Source organism: Pseudomonas fluorescens (assembly GCF_012974785.1).
GTDB classification, from domain to species: Bacteria; Pseudomonadota; Gammaproteobacteria; order Pseudomonadales; family Pseudomonadaceae; genus Aquipseudomonas; species Aquipseudomonas fluorescens_BT.
This window is the reverse complement of record NZ_CP027561.1, coordinates 42,762-61,984: the sequence shown is the minus strand read 5'-3', so window position 1 is coordinate 61,984 and position 19,223 is coordinate 42,762. Positions and strand designations below refer to the sequence as shown.

Annotated in this window: 16 protein-coding genes; 13 read left to right on the top strand and 3 right to left on the bottom strand. The window is 60.6% G+C overall.

Annotation, left to right across the window (positions count from 1 at the left end):
* The first annotated feature begins 35 nt into the window (after window positions 1–35).
* On the top strand, window positions 36–2,840 hold the full coding sequence (gene polA, locus C6Y56_RS00275) for a DNA polymerase I (RefSeq protein ID WP_169428255.1): 2,805 nt from the start codon (window positions 36–38) through the stop codon (window positions 2,838–2,840).
* Between the two features lie 284 nt (window positions 2,841–3,124).
* On the opposite strand, the gene yihA is transcribed toward polA, so the two are convergent.
* Window positions 3,125–3,769: a ribosome biogenesis GTP-binding protein YihA/YsxC gene (gene yihA / locus C6Y56_RS00270; protein ID WP_169428254.1), complete on the bottom strand. Its 645-nt coding sequence runs from the start codon at window positions 3,767–3,769 to the stop codon at window positions 3,125–3,127.
* Between the two features lie 191 nt (window positions 3,770–3,960).
* Between yihA and C6Y56_RS00265 the strand changes: the two genes are divergently transcribed.
* The 7 genes from C6Y56_RS00265 (at window position 3,961) to C6Y56_RS00235 (ending at window position 11,308) form a co-directional block, all read left to right on the top strand.
* A complete protein-coding gene (locus C6Y56_RS00265; RefSeq protein WP_085713044.1) occupies window positions 3,961–4,266 on the top strand; it encodes a c-type cytochrome in 306 nt (101 codons plus the stop codon).
* A gap of 32 nt (window positions 4,267–4,298) precedes the next feature.
* Window positions 4,299–4,910 (top strand): c-type cytochrome, encoded by a 612-nt coding sequence (locus C6Y56_RS00260; RefSeq protein WP_169428253.1) that lies wholly within the window; start codon window positions 4,299–4,301, stop codon window positions 4,908–4,910.
* A 200-nt stretch (window positions 4,911–5,110) separates the two neighbouring features.
* Window positions 5,111–5,752, top strand: coding sequence for a thiol:disulfide interchange protein DsbA/DsbL (locus C6Y56_RS00255; protein ID WP_085713046.1), 642 nt, complete (start codon window positions 5,111–5,113; stop codon window positions 5,750–5,752).
* A gap of 14 nt (window positions 5,753–5,766) precedes the next feature.
* Window positions 5,767–6,645 (top strand): endonuclease/exonuclease/phosphatase family protein, encoded by an 879-nt coding sequence (locus C6Y56_RS00250; RefSeq protein ID WP_169428252.1) that lies wholly within the window; start codon window positions 5,767–5,769, stop codon window positions 6,643–6,645.
* Window positions 6,642–8,744 carry a diguanylate cyclase gene (locus C6Y56_RS00245; RefSeq protein WP_169428251.1) on the top strand — a complete coding sequence of 701 codons (2,103 nt, stop codon included), beginning with the start codon at window positions 6,642–6,644 and terminating at the stop codon, window positions 8,742–8,744. Before C6Y56_RS00250 ends, C6Y56_RS00245 begins: the two co-directional genes overlap by 4 nt.
* 95 nt (window positions 8,745–8,839) lie before the next feature.
* Entirely contained in the window at window positions 8,840–9,619 is a 780-nt protein-coding gene (locus C6Y56_RS00240) for an N-acetylmuramoyl-L-alanine amidase (RefSeq protein WP_169428250.1), read from the top strand.
* Between the two features lie 72 nt (window positions 9,620–9,691).
* On the top strand, window positions 9,692–11,308 hold the full coding sequence (locus tag C6Y56_RS00235) for an EAL domain-containing protein (protein ID WP_169428249.1): 1,617 nt from the start codon (window positions 9,692–9,694) through the stop codon (window positions 11,306–11,308).
* Here C6Y56_RS00235 and C6Y56_RS00230 read toward each other — a convergent pair.
* Both C6Y56_RS00230 and algB read right to left on the bottom strand, forming a co-directional pair.
* Window positions 11,305–13,095, bottom strand: coding sequence for a KinB sensor domain-containing domain (locus C6Y56_RS00230; RefSeq protein WP_169428248.1), 1,791 nt, complete (start codon window positions 13,093–13,095; stop codon window positions 11,305–11,307). The two genes, C6Y56_RS00235 and C6Y56_RS00230, sit on opposite strands and share 4 nt — an antisense overlap.
* 10 nt (window positions 13,096–13,105) lie before the next feature.
* Entirely contained in the window at window positions 13,106–14,452 is a 1,347-nt protein-coding gene (gene algB / locus C6Y56_RS00225; protein ID WP_025112294.1) for a sigma-54-dependent response regulator transcription factor AlgB, read from the bottom strand.
* A 427-nt stretch (window positions 14,453–14,879) separates the two neighbouring features.
* Between algB and C6Y56_RS00220 the strand changes: the two genes are divergently transcribed.
* The 5 genes from C6Y56_RS00220 (at window position 14,880) to C6Y56_RS00200 (ending at window position 19,223) form a co-directional block, all read left to right on the top strand.
* Window positions 14,880–15,164 carry a hypothetical protein gene (locus C6Y56_RS00220; RefSeq protein ID WP_169428247.1) on the top strand — a complete coding sequence of 95 codons (285 nt, stop codon included), beginning with the start codon at window positions 14,880–14,882 and terminating at the stop codon, window positions 15,162–15,164.
* Between the two features lie 67 nt (window positions 15,165–15,231).
* A complete protein-coding gene (locus tag C6Y56_RS00215) occupies window positions 15,232–15,396 on the top strand; it encodes a DUF1328 domain-containing protein (protein ID WP_003177151.1) in 165 nt (54 codons plus the stop codon).
* Between the two features lie 2 nt (window positions 15,397–15,398).
* On the top strand, window positions 15,399–15,863 hold the full coding sequence (locus C6Y56_RS00210; RefSeq protein WP_169428246.1) for an inhibitor of vertebrate lysozyme family protein: 465 nt from the start codon (window positions 15,399–15,401) through the stop codon (window positions 15,861–15,863).
* Window positions 15,864–16,559: 696 nt separating this feature from the next.
* A complete protein-coding gene (gene gltP / locus C6Y56_RS00205) occupies window positions 16,560–17,891 on the top strand; it encodes a glutamate/aspartate:proton symporter GltP (protein WP_064379587.1) in 1,332 nt (443 codons plus the stop codon).
* Window positions 17,892–17,993: 102 nt separating this feature from the next.
* The gene (locus C6Y56_RS00200) at window positions 17,994–19,223 is read left to right on the top strand and encodes a nucleoside recognition domain-containing protein (protein WP_169428245.1); all 1,230 of its coding nucleotides are present in this window, start codon (window positions 17,994–17,996) and stop codon (window positions 19,221–19,223) included.

The following is a 19,223-nucleotide window of genomic DNA, read 5'->3' as shown; positions in this document are numbered from 1 at the left end:
TAGCGCCGGACCCGCCGAAAAGGTTGATCCTGCTCATGAGCCAAGCCCCCCTCGTCCTGGTGGACGGTTCGTCTTACCTGTACCGCGCCTTTCACGCGCTGCCACCGCTGACCACGTCCAAAGGCCTGCCGACCGGTGCGGTCAAGGGCGTGCTGAACATGCTCAAGAGCCTGCGCAAACAATATCCGGACAGCCCGTTCGCCGTGGTATTCGACGCCAAGGGCGGGACATTTCGCGATGAGATGTACGCCGAATACAAGGCCAACCGCCCGAGCATGCCCGACGACATGCGCCTGCAGATCGAGCCGCTGCACCAGAGCGTCAAAGCTCTGGGCTTCCCGCTGCTGTGCGTCGAAGGCGTCGAGGCCGATGACGTGATCGGCACGCTGGCCCGCAGCAGCGCCGCTGCCGATCGCCCGGTGATCATCTCCACCGGCGACAAGGACATGGCGCAACTGGTCGATGGCCACATTACCTTGGTCAACACCATGTCCGGTAGTTCGATGGACGTGGAGGGCGTGAAGGAGAAATTCGGCGTCGCTCCGGAGCAGATCATCGATTATCTGGCCCTGATGGGCGATTCTTCCGACAACATCCCTGGCGTTCCGGGCATCGGCCCGAAAACCGCGTCCGGCCTGCTGGTGGGCGTCAACGGCGGCCTGACCGAGCTGTATGCGCAACTCGACATTGTGCCGACCCTGCCGATTCGCGGCGCCAAGACCCTGCCGGCCAAGCTCGAAGAGCACAAGGACATGGCATTCCTCTCCTATCAACTGGCGACCATCAAGGTCGACGTGCCGCTGGACATCGGCCTCGACGACCTGCAAATGGGCCCGGAAGATCCGGCCAAGCTGCTTGAGCTTTACACCCTGCTGGAGTTCAAGAGCTGGATCAACGATCTGGAGCGCGACGCCAAGCGTCTGGAGCTGAGCAGCGCTGTCGCGCCTGAGCCGGCCGGCGATCTGTTCAGCGCGCCTGCGCAAGAAGCGCCTGCCGCTCCGGCTGAAGCCGCGTACGAGACCATCCTCGATCAGGCGCGCTTCGACGTCTGGCTGGAAAAACTGAAGAACGCCAAGCTGTTTGCCTTCGACACCGAAACCACCGGCATCGACGCGCAACAGGCGCAACTGGTCGGTCTGTCCTTCGCGGTACAGGCCAACGAAGCGGCGTACATCCCACTGACCCACTCCTACATCGGCGTGCCGGAGCAGCTGGATCGCGACACCGTGTTGCGCGCTCTGAAGCCAATTCTGGAAGACCCGAACAAGCTCAAGGTCGGCCAGCACGCCAAGTTCGACATGAACATCCTGGCCAATTGCGCCATCGGCGGTGATCTGAATGAAGGCATCACCGTACGCGGAATTGCCTTCGACACGATGCTTGAGTCCTATGTGCTCAACTCCACCGCCACCCGTCACGACATGGACAGCCTGGCGCAGAAGTACTTGGATCACACCACCGTGAGCTTCCAGGACATCGCCGGCAAAGGCGCCAAGCAGCTGACCTTCGACCAGATCGCCCTGGAACAGGCCGGGCCGTATGCCGCCGAAGATGCCGACGTGACCCTGCGCCTGCACCAGACCCTGTTCGAAAAGCTCAGCGCCATCCCGAGCCTGGCCAGCGTGCTGACCGACATCGAGATCCCGCTGGTGCCGGTGCTCGCTCGCATCGAGCGCCAGGGCGCGTTCGTCGACGCTGAACTGCTCGGCATCCAGAGCATTGAGCTGGGCAACAAGATGGTCGCGCTGGAACGTGAAGCCTTCGAGATCGCCGGTGAAGAATTCAACCTCGGCTCGCCAAAGCAACTGGGCGTGATCCTCTACGAGAAACTCGGCCTGCCGGTGCTGAAGAAGACCGCCAAGGGCCAGCCTTCCACCGCCGAAGAAGTGCTGGCGAAACTGGCCGAGGACGATCACCGCTTGCCGAAAGTGCTGATGGAACACCGTTCCATGAGCAAGCTGAAAAGCACCTACACCGATCGCCTGCCGGAGCAAATCAACCCGCGTACCGGGCGCATCCACACTTCGTACCATCAGGCCGTCGCGTCGACCGGTCGCCTGTCGTCGAGCGATCCGAACCTGCAGAACATTCCGGTGCGCACCGCTGAAGGCCGACGCATCCGCCAGGCGTTCATCGCACCGAAAGGCTACAAGCTGCTGGCGGCGGACTACTCGCAGATCGAACTGCGGATCATGGCCCATCTGTCCCGCGACGAAGGCTTGATGAACGCCTTCCGCAACAATCTGGACGTGCACACCGCCACCGCCGCCGAAGTGTTCAAGGTCGAGCTGAACGAAGTGTCCTCCGACCAGCGCCGTGGCGCCAAGGCGATCAACTTCGGCCTGATCTACGGCATGGGCGCGCAGAAGCTCGGCAAGGACATCGGCGTCGACACCAAGACCGCCAAGGCCTACATCGACACCTACTTCGCGCGCTACCCGGGCGTTCGTGAATACATGGATCGCACCCGCGCCCAGGCAGCCGATCAAGGCTACGTGGAAACAATCTTCGGCCGCCGTCTGTACCTGCCGGACATCAACTCCAACAAGCCGCAGGAACGCGCTGCCGCTGAACGCACGGCGATCAACGCGCCGATGCAGGGCACCGCAGCGGACATCATCAAAAAAGCCATGGTGGCGGTGGATAACTGGCTGACTGCGTCGGGGCTGGACGCCAAAGTCATTCTGCAGGTGCACGACGAACTGGTGCTGGAGGTTCGCGAGGATCTGGTCGATCAGGTTCGCGACGAAATTCGCGTGCACATGAGCGAAGCGGCGAAACTGGACGTGCCATTGCTGGTGGAAGTCGGGGTTGGCAACAACTGGGACGAGGCGCACTGAGGCCTCTGGGACCGGATTTTGCCGCGACATGACGTCGCGGCAAACGCATCGGAAGGGGTTTAGTTCTGATCGCTCTTGGGCTTATTCCAAAGTTTTTTGAAAAGAATCTGAACTAATCTTGCGACAGGCCACTCAGAGATACTGAATGGCTGGTGAAGCCCTTCGATGCTCCTATGTTGTGTTAAGTGTTGGCAGATATCTGAACCCCGCCCTAGCGGTTCGGAACTTGAACCCCGGAACTTCTCCCTCCCCATATGAAGTCCGGGGCTTTTTTTGCCTGCGATTTACTCGGCAGGCAACTCAGAGCCCTTATCCGCCAGTTCCATCCAGCCTGCCAGCTTGGTGTAAGCCTCTTCCAGGCCCATGCGTTTTGGTGCGGAGAACAGTTGGATTGTCACCAGGTCGCCCCACCCCTTACGGATTTCCGACTGCACCTTGAGCAGCGTGTTCTTGGCTGCGCCGTAGGTCAGCTTGTCAGCCTTGGTCAGCAGAATGTGCATCGGCATACCGGCCGCAACCGCCCAATCGAGCATCAGCAGGTCGAAGTCGGTCATTGGATGACGGATGTCCATCATCAGAATCAGCCCCTTCAAACTCTCGCGGCCACCGAGGTAAGCCTCGAGGTGACGCTGCCAGTGTTGCTTGAGCGGGATCGGTACTTTTGCATAACCATAGCCCGGCAGGTCGACCAGACGCCGTTCATCGTCTAGCTTGAAGAAGTTCAATAGCTGTGTGCGACCCGGGGTTTTCGAGGTGCGCGCCAGGCTGGCGTGAGTCAAAGTGTTCAGCGCGCTGGATTTACCGGCGTTGGAACGACCGGCGAACGCCACTTCGAAGCCTTCGTCGTCGGGGCACTGATCGACTTTGGCGGCACTGAGCATGAACGTGGACTGTTGGCACAGGCCGAGGATGGGATTCTTGAGTTGCATGGGATTTCCGATGTGGGCGGCGCCGGGATTGGGCGCGGAACGCGGTGTCGCTTCCGTTTCAGTGACGCCAGTATATAATGCCGCAGATTTTGTGTGTGCTTTGTCCCAGCGAAGGATGAAGTTCACGAGAGCGACAGACTTGGATTGCGCAACAGAACGCAGATCGCTCTCAACCCTGAAAAGGTCGTTTTATGACGAAATGGCTGCTGGCTGCCGGAGTTCTGATGCCGCTTTACAGCGCACAGGCTACACAGGATCCGGAAGCCGTGTACAACCGTGTTTGTGGTGCCTGTCATTCCGGCCAACTACCCATGGCGCCCAGAAGAGGCGATCAGGAAGCTTGGACGCCGAGGTTGGCGAAAGGTATGGAGACGCTGGTGCAACACGTGACCCAGGGTTTCAAGGCGATGCCGCCGCGTGGTTTGTGCATGGACTGCAGTGCCGAGGATTACCAGGCCATCATCCTCTGGATGAGCGGAAGTAAACCCGGTCCATAACTCTTAACCCTTAGCCGTAGTTGGATTAGCTGATGAACAAACTGATCGTGAGTCTGCTGTTGACCGTGGGAATCTCAGGCTTCGCCCATGCTGCAGGCGATGCCGCCGCAGGCCAGGCGAAAGCGGCCGTATGCGGGGCTTGCCATGGCCCGGATGGCAACAGCATGGCGCCAAACTTTCCAAAACTGGCCGGACAGGGTGAACGCTACCTGACCAAGCAGCTGCACGACATCAAGTCGGGCAAGCGCACCGTTCTGGAAATGACCGGGCTGCTGACCAATCTTAGCGATCAGGACCTCTCTGACATCGCCGCCTATTTCGCCAGCCAGAAAGGCAGCGTCGGCGCAGCCGATCCGAAGATCGTCGCTCGCGGTGAAGCGCTGTTCCGTGGCGGAAACCTGGAAAAAGGCCTGCCCGCCTGCACCGGTTGCCACTCGCCGAACGGCGCGGGCAATGCCGCCGCCGGCTTCCCGCACCTGGGTGGCCAGCACGCTCAATACATCGCCAAGCAGCTGACCGATTTCCGCAAGGAAGAGGCCGGTCGCAGCAACGACGGCGATGCCATGACTATGCGCACCATAGCTCGCAAGCTGAGCGACGAGGACATCGCGGCGGTCTCCAGCTACATTCAAGGCCTGCACTAAGACGCGCGATTCGAGGGTTGCGTGCGATGGCCCATGCCTGCCACGTTAACGCTCGATTAATCCGTTGCATGAAGTATAAAAAGGGTGGCTTTGGCCGCCCTTTTTTGTGGCCGCTGCCGTTACACTACAGAACTCATGCCCGCCAGGATCTGTCTGAAAACAGGTCGCGCGAGGCGACCAAAATTGTCCAGGAGTAAAGCATGCGTAATCTGATCATCAGCGCCGCCCTCGTCGCTGCCAGCCTGTTCGGCGTGACCGCCCAGGCCGCCGAAGCCCCTGCTGCCCCTTACGTCGAACTGAGCAACCCGGTACCGGTTGCCGTGCCTGGCAAGATCGAAGTGGTGGAGCTGTTCTGGTACGGCTGCCCGCACTGCTACGCGTTCGAGCCGGTGATCAATCCATGGGTTGAAAAACTGCCTTCCGACGTCAACTTCGTACGCATCCCTGCCATGTTCGGCGGCCCGTGGGACGCTCACGGTCAGATGTTCCTGACCCTGGAAGCCATGGGTGTCGAGCACAGTGTTCACGCTGCCGTGTTCAACGCGATCCAGAAAGAACACAAGAAGCTGACCGACAAGAACGACATGGCCGACTTCCTCGCCACCCAGGGCGTGGACAAGGACAAGTTCCTGGCCACTTTCGACTCCTTCGCCATCAAGGGCCAGATCGTCAAGGCTCGTGAACTGGCCAAGAAATATGAAATCTCCGGCGTTCCAACCATGATCGTCAACGGCAAGTACCGCTTCGACATCGGCTCTGCCGGCGGCGCCGAAGAAGCACTGAAACTGGCTGACCAGCTGGTTGCCAAAGAGCGAGCGGCCAACAAGGCAGCCGCCAACTAAGCGCGGCTGTCGCCATGCGCCGCTGGGGAACCGAACGTCTCGTCGGCCTGCATGATCCGCAGGTCAACGAGCATCACCTGGAATCCACGGGCCTGCCCGCAGACAGCCGTTTGCGCTTGCTCAGCTTCAATATCCAGGTCGGCATCAGTACCGAGCGTTATCGGCACTACCTGACTCGCAGCTGGCAGCATCTGCTGCCGCACCCCGGCCGCTCCGGCAATCTGCAGAAGATCGGCAATCTGCTCGGCGACTTCGATCTGGTCGCCCTGCAGGAAGCCGATGGCGGCAGCCTGCGTTCAGGCTACGTCAATCAGGTCGAACATCTGGCTCAGCTCGGCGCCTTCCCCTACTGGTACCAACAACTCAATCGCAACCTCGGCCGACTGGCCCAGCACAGCAACGGTGTGCTCAGCCGTCTGCGTCCGTGGGCGATCGAAGACCATCCGCTGCCGGGACCGAAAGGTCGCGGGGCGATTCTGGTGCGCTTCGGCGAAGGTCCCGAGGCACTGGTGGTGGTGATGATGCACCTGGCGCTCGGCGCCCGGGTACGCACCCTGCAACTGGCCTATATCCGCGAGCTGATCGGCGGCTACAAGCATCAGGTGCTGATGGGTGACATGAACACCCATGCCAGCGACCTGCTGCAGCACTCGCCCTTGCGCGACCTCGGCCTGCTGGCTCCGCAACTCGAAGCGACATTCCCCAGCTGGCGCCCGCAGCGTTGCCTGGACCATATTCTGCTCAGCCCGACCCTGACCCTGGAAAAGGTCGAAGTGCTGGCCCAACCGATTTCCGATCACCTGCCCGTCGCGGTAGAGATTCGTCTGCCGGGTTCGCTCACGGCCGATGCATTGCCCGCGTTGAGTCCTGCCCCTCGCGGAACGCCTGAATGAGCGACGAAGCCCAGCGCTGGAAAGAGAAATACCTCAAAAGCATCGAACAACAGGAAAAGCTCGAACGTCGATGGGACGCCCGGCTCGACCTGCTGCGCCGCGGCCTGGTGCGTAGCACTCTCGCGGCGGAAGGCACCGACCGCGTGGTCGACCAATGCATGAAGGAAATGCGCGACGTGGTGCGCACCGACGACATGGATGCCAGACTCGCCGCCCTGTTGCCGCGTCTTGAAAAAGCCGTGCTCGACTCCGAGCAACGCCGTGAAACCCGGATCGAGCAGGTCAGCACCGCCCTGAACTCGCTGGTGGCTCAGCTGCAATCGCTCCCCCTGCCCCGGGATGTCGCTCAGCCACTGAAGAAATTCGCCAAGCAGCTTGATGGCCGGGTCAGCCAGGCGCGGGAAATGCCGCTGCTGCTCAGCGAGCTCAGCGGTTTGCAGGGCAAGGCGTTGAGCCAACTGGAGACGCCGGCGGAACCGGGACGTCCGGGATTGTTGCAGCGCCTGTTCGGCAGCCGCGACAGCGAGGAAGCGTCTGCACCTGCGGCTCAGCCTGTCGTGAAGTCTCCTGCCGTTCAGCCAGCGCAACCACCCGCTGCGCCTGAAAGCGCGCCAATGCCAGAAGCGCCTGTCGCAATCGCCGAACCGGCAGCCATCGCCACTGTCAGCGAAGCACCGGTCGCCATACCTCTTGTCGCACCAACGCAGGCTTCAGCACCCGCACCACTATCAACACCAGAGCATGTTGCAGAGCCGGAAGTGGTGGCCTTCGAGCCGGTCCGGATCCCTCCAGAAGTCGTTACCACTCCCGGCGAACCGGAACCAGCCGGGCCGGAATCAGAGCCGCCAACCTTCGCGCCGCCTCCGGTCTTCACTCCGTCGGCACCAACGGCCATCAATCCTGACGAACTGATCCACCCCGGCGACAACCCGCCCCCGGTTTTCCTCGACAGCCTGCCCCTGCCCGAGCCCATCGCGCAGGCCCTCGCGGCCATCGATCCGGAGCAGTCCGAGCATGACATTCTCTACGCCCTGCCGGATTCGCCCGAACCCTCCTACAGCTCGGTGGCCAAGCACATCGAAGACACGCTGATCGGGCTGCTGGATGACCTGACCCTGCCGGAGCGTCACCGCCCGCAAGCCGAAGCCATGCGTGACCGGCTGAAAAATGGCTTGAACTGGTACGAATTGCTGCCGATCCTCGACGATCTTGCGACGTTGATGCTGGCCATCACCGATAGCGGCCAGCACGAATTCGAGGCGTATCTGCAGCAGCTCAACGAACGCCTCGAAGCGTTCCAGAGCAACCTGCAGGCCGCCAGCGAAGGTCACGCCGACAACAGCTCTGCGGCGCGAGCGATGGACACGCAGATCCGTGAACAGGTCGACGGCCTGCAGAACAGCGTGCAGGAAGCGGCAGACCTGGACGACCTCAAGCAGGTATTGGAAAACCACCTCGAAGGCCTGCTCGGCACGATGGACCAGCATCAGAAACAGCGCGACGCCCGTGAACAGGAGGTGGCTGGCCGCTTGAAGAGCCTCGCCGAACGCGTGGCGCATATGGAGCAGGAAGCCCTCGGCTACCGCGAACACCTTGAAGAGCAACGCCAGAAAGCCCTGATCGATCCGCTTACCGGGCTGCCCAACCGCGCCGCCTGGGGCGAACGGCTCGACCACGAAATCGCCCAATGGCAGCAGCATGGCAATACCCTGAGCCTGGCCATGCTCGACCTTGATCACTTCAAACGGATCAACGACAGCTACGGGCACCTGGCCGGCGACAAGGTGTTGAAGATCATCGCCACAGTGCTGCGCAAGCGCCTGCGTGACAGCGATTTCATTGCCCGGTTCGGCGGCGAGGAGTTCGTCCTGCTCCTGCCGGCCACCACGCCGGCCGTCGGTGCCAAACTGCTGGAAACCCTGCGCGCCGCCATCGAGGCCTGCCCGTTTCACTTCAAGGGCGAGCGGGTGACGATCACCATTTCAATGGGACTGGCAGCGTTCAGGCCAGGAGAACACAGCGATCTTGTGCTCAAAAGAGCCGATCAGGCACTGTACCGGGCAAAAAATGCAGGACGTAACCGGGTGGAGCTGGGCTGAAGACAATTGTTCCATTTCATTTAAATGAGCCCTTTTGCCGTTCGCATGCAAGTCAGTACGTTACACTGTTGCATTACTGACTGACGTGTACTGCCATGAAATTCCTTGCCCTCATCGCATCGCTGCTCATTCTGTCCGGTTGTGCCAGCGGACCGCGCTACGACACCAGCCATCCTTCTGCCAATCACGACAGCCGCGCGCAATTCGTGATCGTGCATTACACCTCCGCCTCCCTTGAGCGTTCACTGCAACTACTGACCCACGGTGAAGTCAGCAGCCACTACCTGATCGGCGATGACAGGAACGGCACGATCTACAAGCTGATGGACGAAAACCTCCGTGCCTGGCATGCCGGCGAAAGCGAATGGCAAGGCCGTACCTGGCTGAACTCAAGCTCCATCGGCATCGAAATCGTCAACCCAGGCTTCAAGGACACGCCGACCGGACGCGTGTGGTATCCATACAGTGAGGCCCAGGTACAGTCGCTGATCGTGCTGCTCCGGGACATCAGTAAACGCAACGGGATCAGCCCGGATCACATCATCGGTCACAGCGATATCGCACCGCTGCGCAAGCTTGATCCGGGCCCATTGTTCCCGTGGAAGCGCCTGGCTGCCGAAGGCCTTGGCTTGTGGCCCGATGAGCAGGCGGTAGCCCGTCAGCAAGTTCGTTTCGACGTCGAGTTGCCGAGCATCAGCTGGTTCCAGACACAACTGGCACGCCTGGGCTACGCGACGCCGCAGAACGGCGAACTGGATGTGGCAACCCGTCATGTTCTCGCAGCCTTTCAGATGCACTTCCGCCCTTCCCGCTTCGACGGTATGCCGGACGCGCAAACCGCAGCGTTGCTGCTGGTGTTGAATCAGACAAAATAATGACGCCCGCCCGACGGTCAGGGCGAAAAGGCAATCAGCAGCTATAACTCATTGGTAACTCTTCGGATATCCATGATGGTTGCCACCCGAGAGACACTGCGCAGCTGGTTTTATCGTCCGTGGTTTCTGGCGATGCTGGCGGCTGTCCTCAGCGCAGGCCTGCTGATCACTGGCGGGTTGTTCGTGGCTATGCACCAGGTCGAACAGAGCGAAAGCCAGGAAATGAACGCCCAGGGTGAGCGCTTCCTGGCCCGCCTGGAGCAGTTGTTCGGCCAGTTGCGTGAAAGCCTCGACGACCTCGAGGCCCAGCCCCTGCGCAGCTGCGACGACGAGATGATCGCTACATTGCAGCAGGTGACCTTCAACTATCGCTTTGTCTATGAAGCGGCCTACATGGATGCTTCGCGCATCTGCTCGAACCGTCCGCGCCAGGAAGGCCTGTCAGTCGTCCGTCCGCCGGACATCAAGGGCCCGACCTACAGCTATTGGCTGAACACCACCACCGAACCCGACGAAAACCGCGCGGCGCTGATGCTCGGACGCGGCAACTTTCGTGTGGCCACCTCTCGCGGGCATTTGACCGACATGGTCGACCTGTCCCCCGACAGCAGCCTGCTGGTGGTGCTGGATCACGGGACCCGGGCGATTCCAGTGCTCGGCGTGCCACAGGCCTGGCCGCCGACTGAACCGTGGCCGCCGCAATCCACCGACGCGCTGCAGGTGACTCAGACCCGTCTCATCTATCGCATGCCGACCGACAATCCGGAATATCAATTGGTATTGATCACACCGCGTACCGGCATGCATATCCCGCAATTGTGGTGGTGGATGGTGCCGTTCTGTGTGGTGCTGGGTGCATTGGTGGGGGTGGTGGTGTTCTGGGTCGTGCGCCAGCGCCAGTCACTGGACGCCGAACTGCACGGAGCCATTCGCCGGGGCGAACTGCAGGTTTTGTATCAACCGATCTTCGATCTCGACAGCCGCAACTGCGTCGGCGCCGAAGCCCTGCTGCGCTGGCGCCGGCCGGATGGCACGCTGACCAGTCCCGATCTGTTCATCCCGATGGCGGAAAACACCGGGCAGATTCGCCAGATGACAGACTTCGTCCTCCAGCGCCTGTTGGAGCAACTGGGCCAACTGCTGCGGGCCAATCCGCAGTTGTATATCTCAGTGAATCTGGCGGCATGCGATGTGATGGTGCCGCGCATCGGCCAGGTCATGGCGCGGCTGCTAAGCCTGCATCGGGTGGCGGCGCGGCAAATCGCATTTGAAGTGACCGAGCGCGGCCTGATCGATGTAGTGGTGGCCCGGGAAAACCTGCAAGCGTTGCGCGATGTGGGCCACCAAGTGCTGATCGACGATTTCGGCACCGGCTATTGCAGCCTCGCCTACCTGCAGACCCTGCCGGTGGACTGCCTGAAAATCGACAAGGCCTTCATCGACGCCCTCGGCCATGACGCGGCCAGCAGCGGTGTCGCGCCGCACATCATTCACATGGCTCAGGCACTGGATCTGAAAGTGATCGCCGAGGGTATCGAATATGAATCCCAAGCGGCGCTGCTCAGCAGCGAAGGCGTGAAGTTCGGTCAGGGCTGGCTGTTCGCCCATGCCTTGAGCGCCGTGCAATTCATTGAGCTGATCACCCGAGGACGACGGCTCGCCGGCCGCCGGATGGACGACGAAGCCTAAACTGCCAGCGCCATGTAGAACTGCGTGCCCTGCCCCGGCCGCGAATAGACGCCCATCCGCCCGCCATGCAGCTGGACAATTTCCTTGCACAATGCCAATCCGAGCCCGGCGCCACCCTTCTTGCGCCCGACCTGTACGAAAGGTTCGAAAATCCGGCCCTGCTGGCCGTAGGCAATACCTTCACCATTGTCCTCGACACTGATGATCACCCGCTCGCCGTGGCGGCGCGCCTGCAAGCGGATCTGCCCGTCGCGGGCGGTGTGGCGCAAGGCGTTGTCGATCAGGTTGTCCAGAACTCGATCCAACTGGGCCTGATCGGCCTGCAAACGTGGCAAAGGGCTCTGCACCTCGACATTCAACGCCACCCCCTTCTGCGCCGCCGCATCGGCAAAACGCAATTGCGCCTGGGCCAGCAAATCCTCGATGGAACACGGCGCCAGCGTGAGTTTCTGCAGGCCGCTCTGGTAGCGCGAAAAATTCAGCAGATCATTGATCAACTGCATCAAGCGCTGCATCTCTTCGTTGACGGTATCGAGCAGATCGGACTCACGGGACTCCGCCGGGAACTTTGCCCGTTCACGAAACAGCCCGAACGCCATGTGCATGCCGGTCACCGGCGTACGCAGTTCGTGGGAAGCACGCAGCACGAATTCGCTGCGCACCCGCTCGAACGCGCGCTGTTCGGTGACGTCGTGCAGCACCATCACCGCGCCGAGAATATGGCCCTGGGTATGGCTGACCGGGGTCAGGCTGTAAGTCAGCAGCCGGGATTCGCCATCGACCTCGACGCTCAAGTCTTCCGGTGCGCGCTCAAGGGTGCCGCCGCGCAATACCAGTTGCAGTTGCGCATCCAGTTCCGGACGCTGCAAGGCGCTGCCCAGTCCCTGGCCGAAACGGTCACTGTCCCAGCCCAGTTGTCGCTGTGCCACCGGGTTCAAGTGCTCAAGGTGCCCCTGACGGTCGATCATCAGCAGACCGTCGTCGATGCTGTCGAGCACCGCCTGCAAGCGCTGCTGGCCGGCCAGCAGTTCGTCGACATTGGTCGCCTGATGCTCGCGAAGGGCTTCGGCCATCAACCCGAAGCGCCGGGTCAGCAGATTGATTTCCATGGCCGAGGACACCGGCAGGGTTACTTCGAAATTGCCTTGGCCGATGTTGTCTGCCGCTTTCGCCAGGGCTTCGATCGGAGCCCCAAACCGGCGGGCAATCCCCTGGGCGGTGATGAAACCGATGATCAACACCGCCAGCCCCACCAGCCCGAGCAGGCCGGCAATCAGCAAGGCCCGGTCGCGGGCGGCGTGTTGTACGGAGTTGATGTTATCCAGCGCGTGCTTGTGCTCGGCGATCAACCCGTTGCGCAGGGTGTTGAAGCGCTCGCGCAGATCGCCACTGCCACTCAGGGCTGCAGCGGGGTCGCGGGAAACATCGAACGCCTGGAGGAAATTCAGATAATCCGCCTTGGCCTGACTGAACCCGTACTGGCGTCCATCGTCTTTCTGTTCCTGGGCGATGCCCTCGTCGAGCAGTTCGAAGTAACGCTGCTTGGACGCTTCGAAGGCCACCGGATCGGGCTTCTCGGCCAGCATCATGATCAATTGATCGCCCAAGGTCTGACGCAGCTTGAGCCCAAGATCGAGGGTGACGAAATTGTTGCGGATCAATGCCTCCTGAGTACCGGCCATTTGCATCACGCTGACCAGCCCGAGCATCAGCCCGAGCAAGGCCACGGTGATCAGCGCGGAAATGCTCAGGAACAAGCGGGTCCGCAACTTCATCGCCAGTTTCATCGGCGCACGCTCACAGGTTGTACTGCTTGCGCTTGCGATACAGGGTCGAGGCATCGATCCCGAGAGTCTTGGCAGCCTGGTCGAGGGTGCCGGCGGTCGCCAGCACCGCGCCGATGTGAGCCTTCTCGAGCTCATCGAGACTCAGGGCCGCGCCAACCCGCGGGGCATTGTTGGCCGGCTGTTCAGCCATGCCGAGGTGGCTGATCTCTACACGCTCCTGCGGACAAATGATACTCGCCCGCTCGACCACGTTGCGCAGCTCACGGATGTTGCCTGGCCAGCGGTAACCCAACAGCGCTTCCCGAGCCTCGTCGCTGAAGCCGCGGGCGGGACGGGCATATTCCTTCACGAAGCGGGCCAGGAAGCGGTCGGCCAGGGTCAGGATGTCTTCGGCCCGCTCGCGCAATGGAGGCAAATGCAGGGTGATGACGTTCAGGCGATACAGCAGGTCTTCTCGGAAACGACCGTCGCGCACCATGTCTTCAAGGTTGAGGTTGGTCGCCGCGAGAATGCGTACATCGGCGCGGCGGGTGACCGGATCCCCTACCCGCTCGTATTCCTTGTCCTGGATGAAACGCAGCAACTTGGGTTGCAACGTCAGAGGAAAATCGCCGATCTCGTCGAGAAACAGCGTACCGCCATCTGCCTGGTTGACCCGGCCCAGGGTGCTTTCGCTGGCCCCGGTGAACGCACCGCGACTGTGACCGAACAGCTCGCTTTCCATCAGTTCAGCAGTCAGCGACGGGCAATTGATGGTGACGCAGGATTTCTTCTCGCGCTTGCTCCAGCCGTGAATGGCCCGGGCCAGTTCACCTTTGCCGGTGCCGGACTCGCCGAGGATCAGGATATTGGCGTCAGTACTCGCCACTTGCCGCGCCGTTTCCAGAACGACTTTCATCGCCGGGCTGTGGGAATCGAGTCCGTCCTTGGGTTTGCGAATCTCGCCTTCGAGGGCTTCCAGACGCGCAGACAACTGGCGTACTTCAAGCTGCTTGGCGGTGGCCAGGCGCAACTGGTCAGGGCTGCAGGGTTTGACCAGGTAGTCGGCGGCACCGGCCTGAATGGCATCGACCGCCGTATCGACAGCCGAATGGGCGGTGACGATCACCACCCGCATCCATGGCGCCTGAATGCGCATCTGCGCCAGCACGTCGAGACCGTTGTCTTCGCCGAGGCGCAGATCAAGAAAGCACAGATCGAACACCTGACGCTGCAACAGCGCATCGGCCTGGGCCGCGCTGTTGGCGGTGGCAACCGTATAGCCTTCGTCTTCGAGGCAATAACGGAAGGTTCGCAGGATGGCGGATTCATCATCCACCAGCAGAATGCGGCCTTGATGCTCAGTGGCTGATTCCATTTTTCCTACGCTCCATAAGTGAATGTCTTGGGTTAGTCCCGGAAAAATCGGGCAAGTTGCATGGTTGATTCTGATCGATTCCAGTCATAGCAGGGTAGCTCTCTCCTGCTCTAACGGCTAATTAGCTGATTTTGTTGATTTTTTTCCAAATCGACGCTTTTCAGGCATTTGCCTGCTTATGTTTCTGACATCCACACCCTGCTCTCAATTCAAAAAGAATGATTTCTCCTACGAAACATTCGTGCATTTCGCACGACCGTGGATGACCCATCGTGCAGGATGCGTCGTCATAAATTTTCACACCACTCATAACTATCTGATTTTATTGAATTTTTTTAAACAAAAAAGCTGGCATGCCGGCTGCAATACCTCTCTCAGCCCGGGCAGATAAGCACTGCCCTAACCCAATAAGAGTGAGGAACCCAGGATGACTCGCCAACGTGCCGCCCAACTGCGTATCTCGCCCCTGCATCTTCAGCAGGGCCTGTTTGGCGCACTCGCGCTGTTGATCACCCTGCTCGCCTGCCAGCAGTACCTGCGCTGGGAACAGAGTCAGCACCCTGAACCCCTGATTTCCATGCAACACGCGACGCAGACACACTTCAGCGCCGTCAACAGCAGCCACGCCGAAAGCGGCGCAATGCGCATGATGGATGTCGACCAGCCTCAGCCGCTGGGCGACATGCCGCGTGAAGAACGCTGGGTTTTCTGATCCACGAATCTGGGCGCCGCTGCGCCGAGACCGGCAACATCCCTAAATAGAAACAAGGAGAATCACCATGTTGAGCTGGGCAATCACATTCCTGATCATTGCCATCATCGCTGCGGTACTGGGCTTCGGTGGTATCGCGGGCACCGCCACGGGTATCGCCAAGATTCTCTTTGTCGTATTCCTGGTGATGTTCATCGCCTCGTTCTTTTTCGGCCGTCGCGGCCGAGGTTGACCATGAGTGCTCTAAAGACACTGGCAGCCGCCCTGCTTCTGGGCGGCAGTGCCATGGCGATGGCGGCCAATGATGGCCAGACGCGGGTCAACGAACTGTTGAGTTCAGACCCGCAATACAGGGAGACCTGGGAAGGCGTGGTGAAGAAGGAAGAACGCCTGCCGGAATGGGTGATGAACCTCTCCGGTACGCCAGACCAACAGATGAATGCCGTCACTGAAGATGGCGACAAGTACCTGGTCGGGCCGCTCTGCGAATCGCAGGACAAGTGCCTCAACCACCGCTTGATCGTCGCGTTCAGCTTCGACAAGAAACACGCTTACGCCATGCTCGTCGATGTGCCTGAAGGACTGCCGGCCGACAAGTCGCCAACGCGACATGCCACCTACCGCTTCCTCGGCAAACCCGATCAGGGCATGCAGAATCTGTTGATGGAAACGCTCAAGAAGGATCCGAACTGGTATTGAACATGAGGGCAGCTGAAAGGCTGTCCTCCATTGCGCCCGCCCGAGGAAGGCCGGTGCATGACCAGGGGGCCGGGACGTTCTGACTGTTGCAGGGTCGGAGTGACCTACGGGTACAGGGAGTGCCTGCGATGAGGGCCGGGTCAGGGTAAAAGCTGCGACGCAAGTTCGCCAACCGGAACGGTTCGACGGACTTGCGCTGAGCTTTCAACGTGACAAAACGTTGATCCAGAGCGTTCTGCTCGTCGTTTTATCGCTCACACTGCGTGCGAAAGCATTTCGCGGTGTTTCCTGGCGACCGTATATCTAGAAAGAGTCGATCGAGTAAGTCGGACATTTAGTTTCCGGACGTAGGCTTTTTCCTAAATTTTTCGACGAAATCACTCGTTCAAAAAATAACCAACCTACGCTGTAATGGCCGGTTCACGGCACTTATGCCTGCCGAAATGTCGTATTCGAACCGGTTGGGACGCCAGTTTCATTTAAAAAAGCTCATGCCGATTCGGCATAGGGTAGGCGTTTACGGCATTAGACGGCGCAACCCCGCATGGGAATAGTTGCGCCTTTTTTCGCCTGCCGGAGAGCCGTAAACACGCGCTTCGGGGCACCTTATACGGAGGCAGATGCACAGACTTTTCCGCCAAGAGCGTTCCAGTTCCTGCATGTGCCTTGAGTCAAACGCAAGTAAGGGTAAAGAATATGAAGAAGGCAAAGCTTAGCCTCGCCTGGCAGATCCTCATCGGTCTGGTATTGGGGATTGCAATCGGTGCGTTGCTCAACCATTTCAGTGCCGAGAAGGCCTGGTGGATCAGCAACGTCCTGCAACCGGCAGGCGATATCTTTATCCGTCTGATCAAGATGATCGTGATCCCGATCGTCATCTCTTCCCTGATCGTCGGCATCGCCGGCGTGGGCGACGCCAAGAAGCTCGGGCGTATCGGCCTCAAGACCATCATCTACTTCGAAATCGTCACCACCATCGCCATTGTCGTCGGCCTGCTGCTGGCCAACCTGTTCCATCCGGGTGCCGGCATCGACATGAGCACTCTGGGCACCGTGGACATCTCCAAGTACCAGGCGACCGCCGCCGAAGTACAGCATGAACACGCGTTCATCGAGACCATCCTCAACCTGATCCCGTCGAACATCTTCGCCGCCATGGCCCGCGGCGAGATGCTGCCGATCATCTTCTTCTCCGTGCTGTTCGGTCTCGGTCTGTCGAGCCTGCAGTCGGACCTGCGCGAGCCGCTGGTGAAGATGTTCCAGGGCGTCTCGGAAAGCATGTTCAAAGTCACCCACATGATCATGAACTACGCCCCGATCGGCGTGTTCGCCCTGATCGCGGTGACCGTGGCCAACTTCGGTTTCGCCTCGCTGCTGCCACTGGCCAAGCTGGTGATCCTGGTTTACGTCGCCATCGCCTTCTTCGCCTTCGTGATTCTGGGTCTGATCGCCAAGATGTTCGGCTTCTCGGTGATCAAGCTGATGCGCATCTTCAAGGATGAGCTGGTCCTGGCGTACTCCACCGCTTCTTCGGAAACCGTACTGCCACGCGTGATCGAGAAGATGGAAGCCTACGGCGCACCGAAAGCCATCTGCAGCTTCGTGGTGCCGACCGGTTACTCGTTCAACCTCGACGGTTCGACCCTGTACCAGTCCATCGCGGCGATCTTCATTGCCCAGCTGTACGGCATCGACCTGTCGATCAGCCAGCAACTGCTGCTGGTTCTGACCCTGATGGTCACCTCCAAAGGCATCGCCGGCGTACCGGGTGTGTCCTTCGTGGTACTGCTGGCCACCCTGGGCAGCGTGGGTATTCCGCTGGAAGGCCTGGCCTTCATCGCCGGTGTCGACCGTGTGATGGACATGGCGCGTACCGCCCTGAACGTGATCGGCAACGCCCTCGCCGTACTGGTCATCGCCCGTTGGGAAGGCATGTACGACGACGCCAAGGGCCAGCGCTACTGGAACTCGCTGCCGCACTGGCGCAGCAAGGAAAAACTGCCGGCCGGCGAGATTTCCAAGAACTGATCGTCGCCCCTGTGTAGCCCTGACAAACCCCGGAGAAATCCGGGGTTTGTCGTTTCTGGCGACCCCGCTATCATTCGCCGCATCTTCCGGGGGATTTGACTGATGCTTAATGGCCTGTGGCTTGGCTTCTTCATCGTGGCGGCCGTTTCGGCGCTGGGGCAATGGCTGATCGGCGGCAACGCCGGGATCTTCGCGGCGATGGTGGAAAGCATTTTTGCCATGGCCAAGCTGTCGGTCGAGGTCATGGTGCTGCTGTTCGGCACGCTGACCCTGTGGCTGGGCTTCCTGCGCATCGCCGAGAAGGCCGGGATCGTCGAATGGCTGGCCAAAGCGCTAGGCCCGCTGTTCCTGCGGCTGATGCCGGAAGTGCCGGCGGGGCATCCGGCCATCGGCCTGATCACCCTCAACTTTGCCGCCAACGGCCTGGGCCTGGACAACGCCGCCACGCCGATCGGCCTTAAAGCCATGAAGGCGCTGCAAGAGCTCAACCCCAGTTCCACCATCGCCAGTAACGCGCAGATCCTGTTTCTGGTGCTCAACGCGTCATCCCTGACCCTGTTGCCGGTAACGATCTTCATGTACCGCGCCCAGCAAGGCGCGCCGGACCCGACGCTGGTGTTCCTGCCAATCCTTTTGGCCACCAGTTGCTCGACCATCGTCGGCTTCCTGTCGGTGGCGCTCATGCAGCGCCTGCGGGTCTGGGACCCAGTGGTGCTGGCCTACCTGATTCCCGGCGCGCTGATCCTCGGCGGCTTCATGGCGTTGCTCGCAACGATGTCGGCCACTGCGCTGGCAGGGCTGTCGTCGATCCTCGGCAACCTGACGCTGTTCGGTCTGATCATGTTGTTCCTGGTGATCGGCGCCTTGCGCAAGGTGAAGGTCTACGAGGCGTTCGTCGAAGGTGCGAAGGAAGGTTTCGACGTCGCCAAGAACCTGCTGCCGTATCTGGTGGCGATGCTCTGCGCCATCGGCGTGTTGCGCGCATCAGGCGCTTTGGATTTCGGGCTAGACGGCATCCGTCATCTGGTGCAGTGGGCCGGCTGGGACACGCGCTTTGTCGATGCGCTGCCGACCGCGATGGTCAAACCGTTCTCGGGCAGCGCCGCCCGGGCGATGCTGATCGAAACCATGAAGACCTCGGGCGTGGACAGCTTCCCGGCGTTGGTCGCGGCGACGATCCAGGGCAGCACCGAAACCACGTTCTACGTACTGGCGGTGTACTTCGGCGCCGTGGGCATCCAGCGCGCCCGGCATGCCGTGGGTTGCGCGCTGCTGGCCGAACTCGCGGGCGTGCTCGGCGCTATTGGCGTCTGCTACTGGTTCTTCGGTTAA

What these genes read in the sequence shown, in the direction of transcription:
- C6Y56_RS00260 (WP_169428253.1), top strand. Translation starts at nt 4,299, where the DNA reads ATGAACAAACTGATCGTGAGTCTGCTGTTGACCGTGGGAATCTCAGGC.
- C6Y56_RS00230 (WP_169428248.1), bottom strand. Translation starts at nt 13,095, where the DNA reads ATGAAACTGGCGATGAAGTTGCGGACCCGCTTGTTCCTGAGCATTTCC.
- C6Y56_RS00220 (WP_169428247.1), top strand. Translation starts at nt 14,880, where the DNA reads ATGACTCGCCAACGTGCCGCCCAACTGCGTATCTCGCCCCTGCATCTT.
- C6Y56_RS00210 (WP_169428246.1), top strand. Translation starts at nt 15,399, where the DNA reads ATGAGTGCTCTAAAGACACTGGCAGCCGCCCTGCTTCTGGGCGGCAGT.
- C6Y56_RS00240 (WP_169428250.1), top strand. Translation starts at nt 8,840, where the DNA reads ATGAAATTCCTTGCCCTCATCGCATCGCTGCTCATTCTGTCCGGTTGT.
- C6Y56_RS00215 (WP_003177151.1), top strand. Translation starts at nt 15,232, where the DNA reads ATGTTGAGCTGGGCAATCACATTCCTGATCATTGCCATCATCGCTGCG.
- polA (WP_169428255.1), top strand. Translation starts at nt 36, where the DNA reads ATGAGCCAAGCCCCCCTCGTCCTGGTGGACGGTTCGTCTTACCTGTAC.
- C6Y56_RS00245 (WP_169428251.1), top strand. Translation starts at nt 6,642, where the DNA reads ATGAGCGACGAAGCCCAGCGCTGGAAAGAGAAATACCTCAAAAGCATC.
- gltP (WP_064379587.1), top strand. Translation starts at nt 16,560, where the DNA reads ATGAAGAAGGCAAAGCTTAGCCTCGCCTGGCAGATCCTCATCGGTCTG.
- C6Y56_RS00235 (WP_169428249.1), top strand. Translation starts at nt 9,692, where the DNA reads ATGATGGTTGCCACCCGAGAGACACTGCGCAGCTGGTTTTATCGTCCG.
- yihA (WP_169428254.1), bottom strand. Translation starts at nt 3,769, where the DNA reads ATGCAACTCAAGAATCCCATCCTCGGCCTGTGCCAACAGTCCACGTTC.
- algB (WP_025112294.1), bottom strand. Translation starts at nt 14,452, where the DNA reads ATGGAATCAGCCACTGAGCATCAAGGCCGCATTCTGCTGGTGGATGAT.
- C6Y56_RS00255 (WP_085713046.1), top strand. Translation starts at nt 5,111, where the DNA reads ATGCGTAATCTGATCATCAGCGCCGCCCTCGTCGCTGCCAGCCTGTTC.
- C6Y56_RS00265 (WP_085713044.1), top strand. Translation starts at nt 3,961, where the DNA reads ATGACGAAATGGCTGCTGGCTGCCGGAGTTCTGATGCCGCTTTACAGC.
- C6Y56_RS00250 (WP_169428252.1), top strand. Translation starts at nt 5,767, where the DNA reads ATGCGCCGCTGGGGAACCGAACGTCTCGTCGGCCTGCATGATCCGCAG.
- C6Y56_RS00200 (WP_169428245.1), top strand. Translation starts at nt 17,994, where the DNA reads ATGCTTAATGGCCTGTGGCTTGGCTTCTTCATCGTGGCGGCCGTTTCG.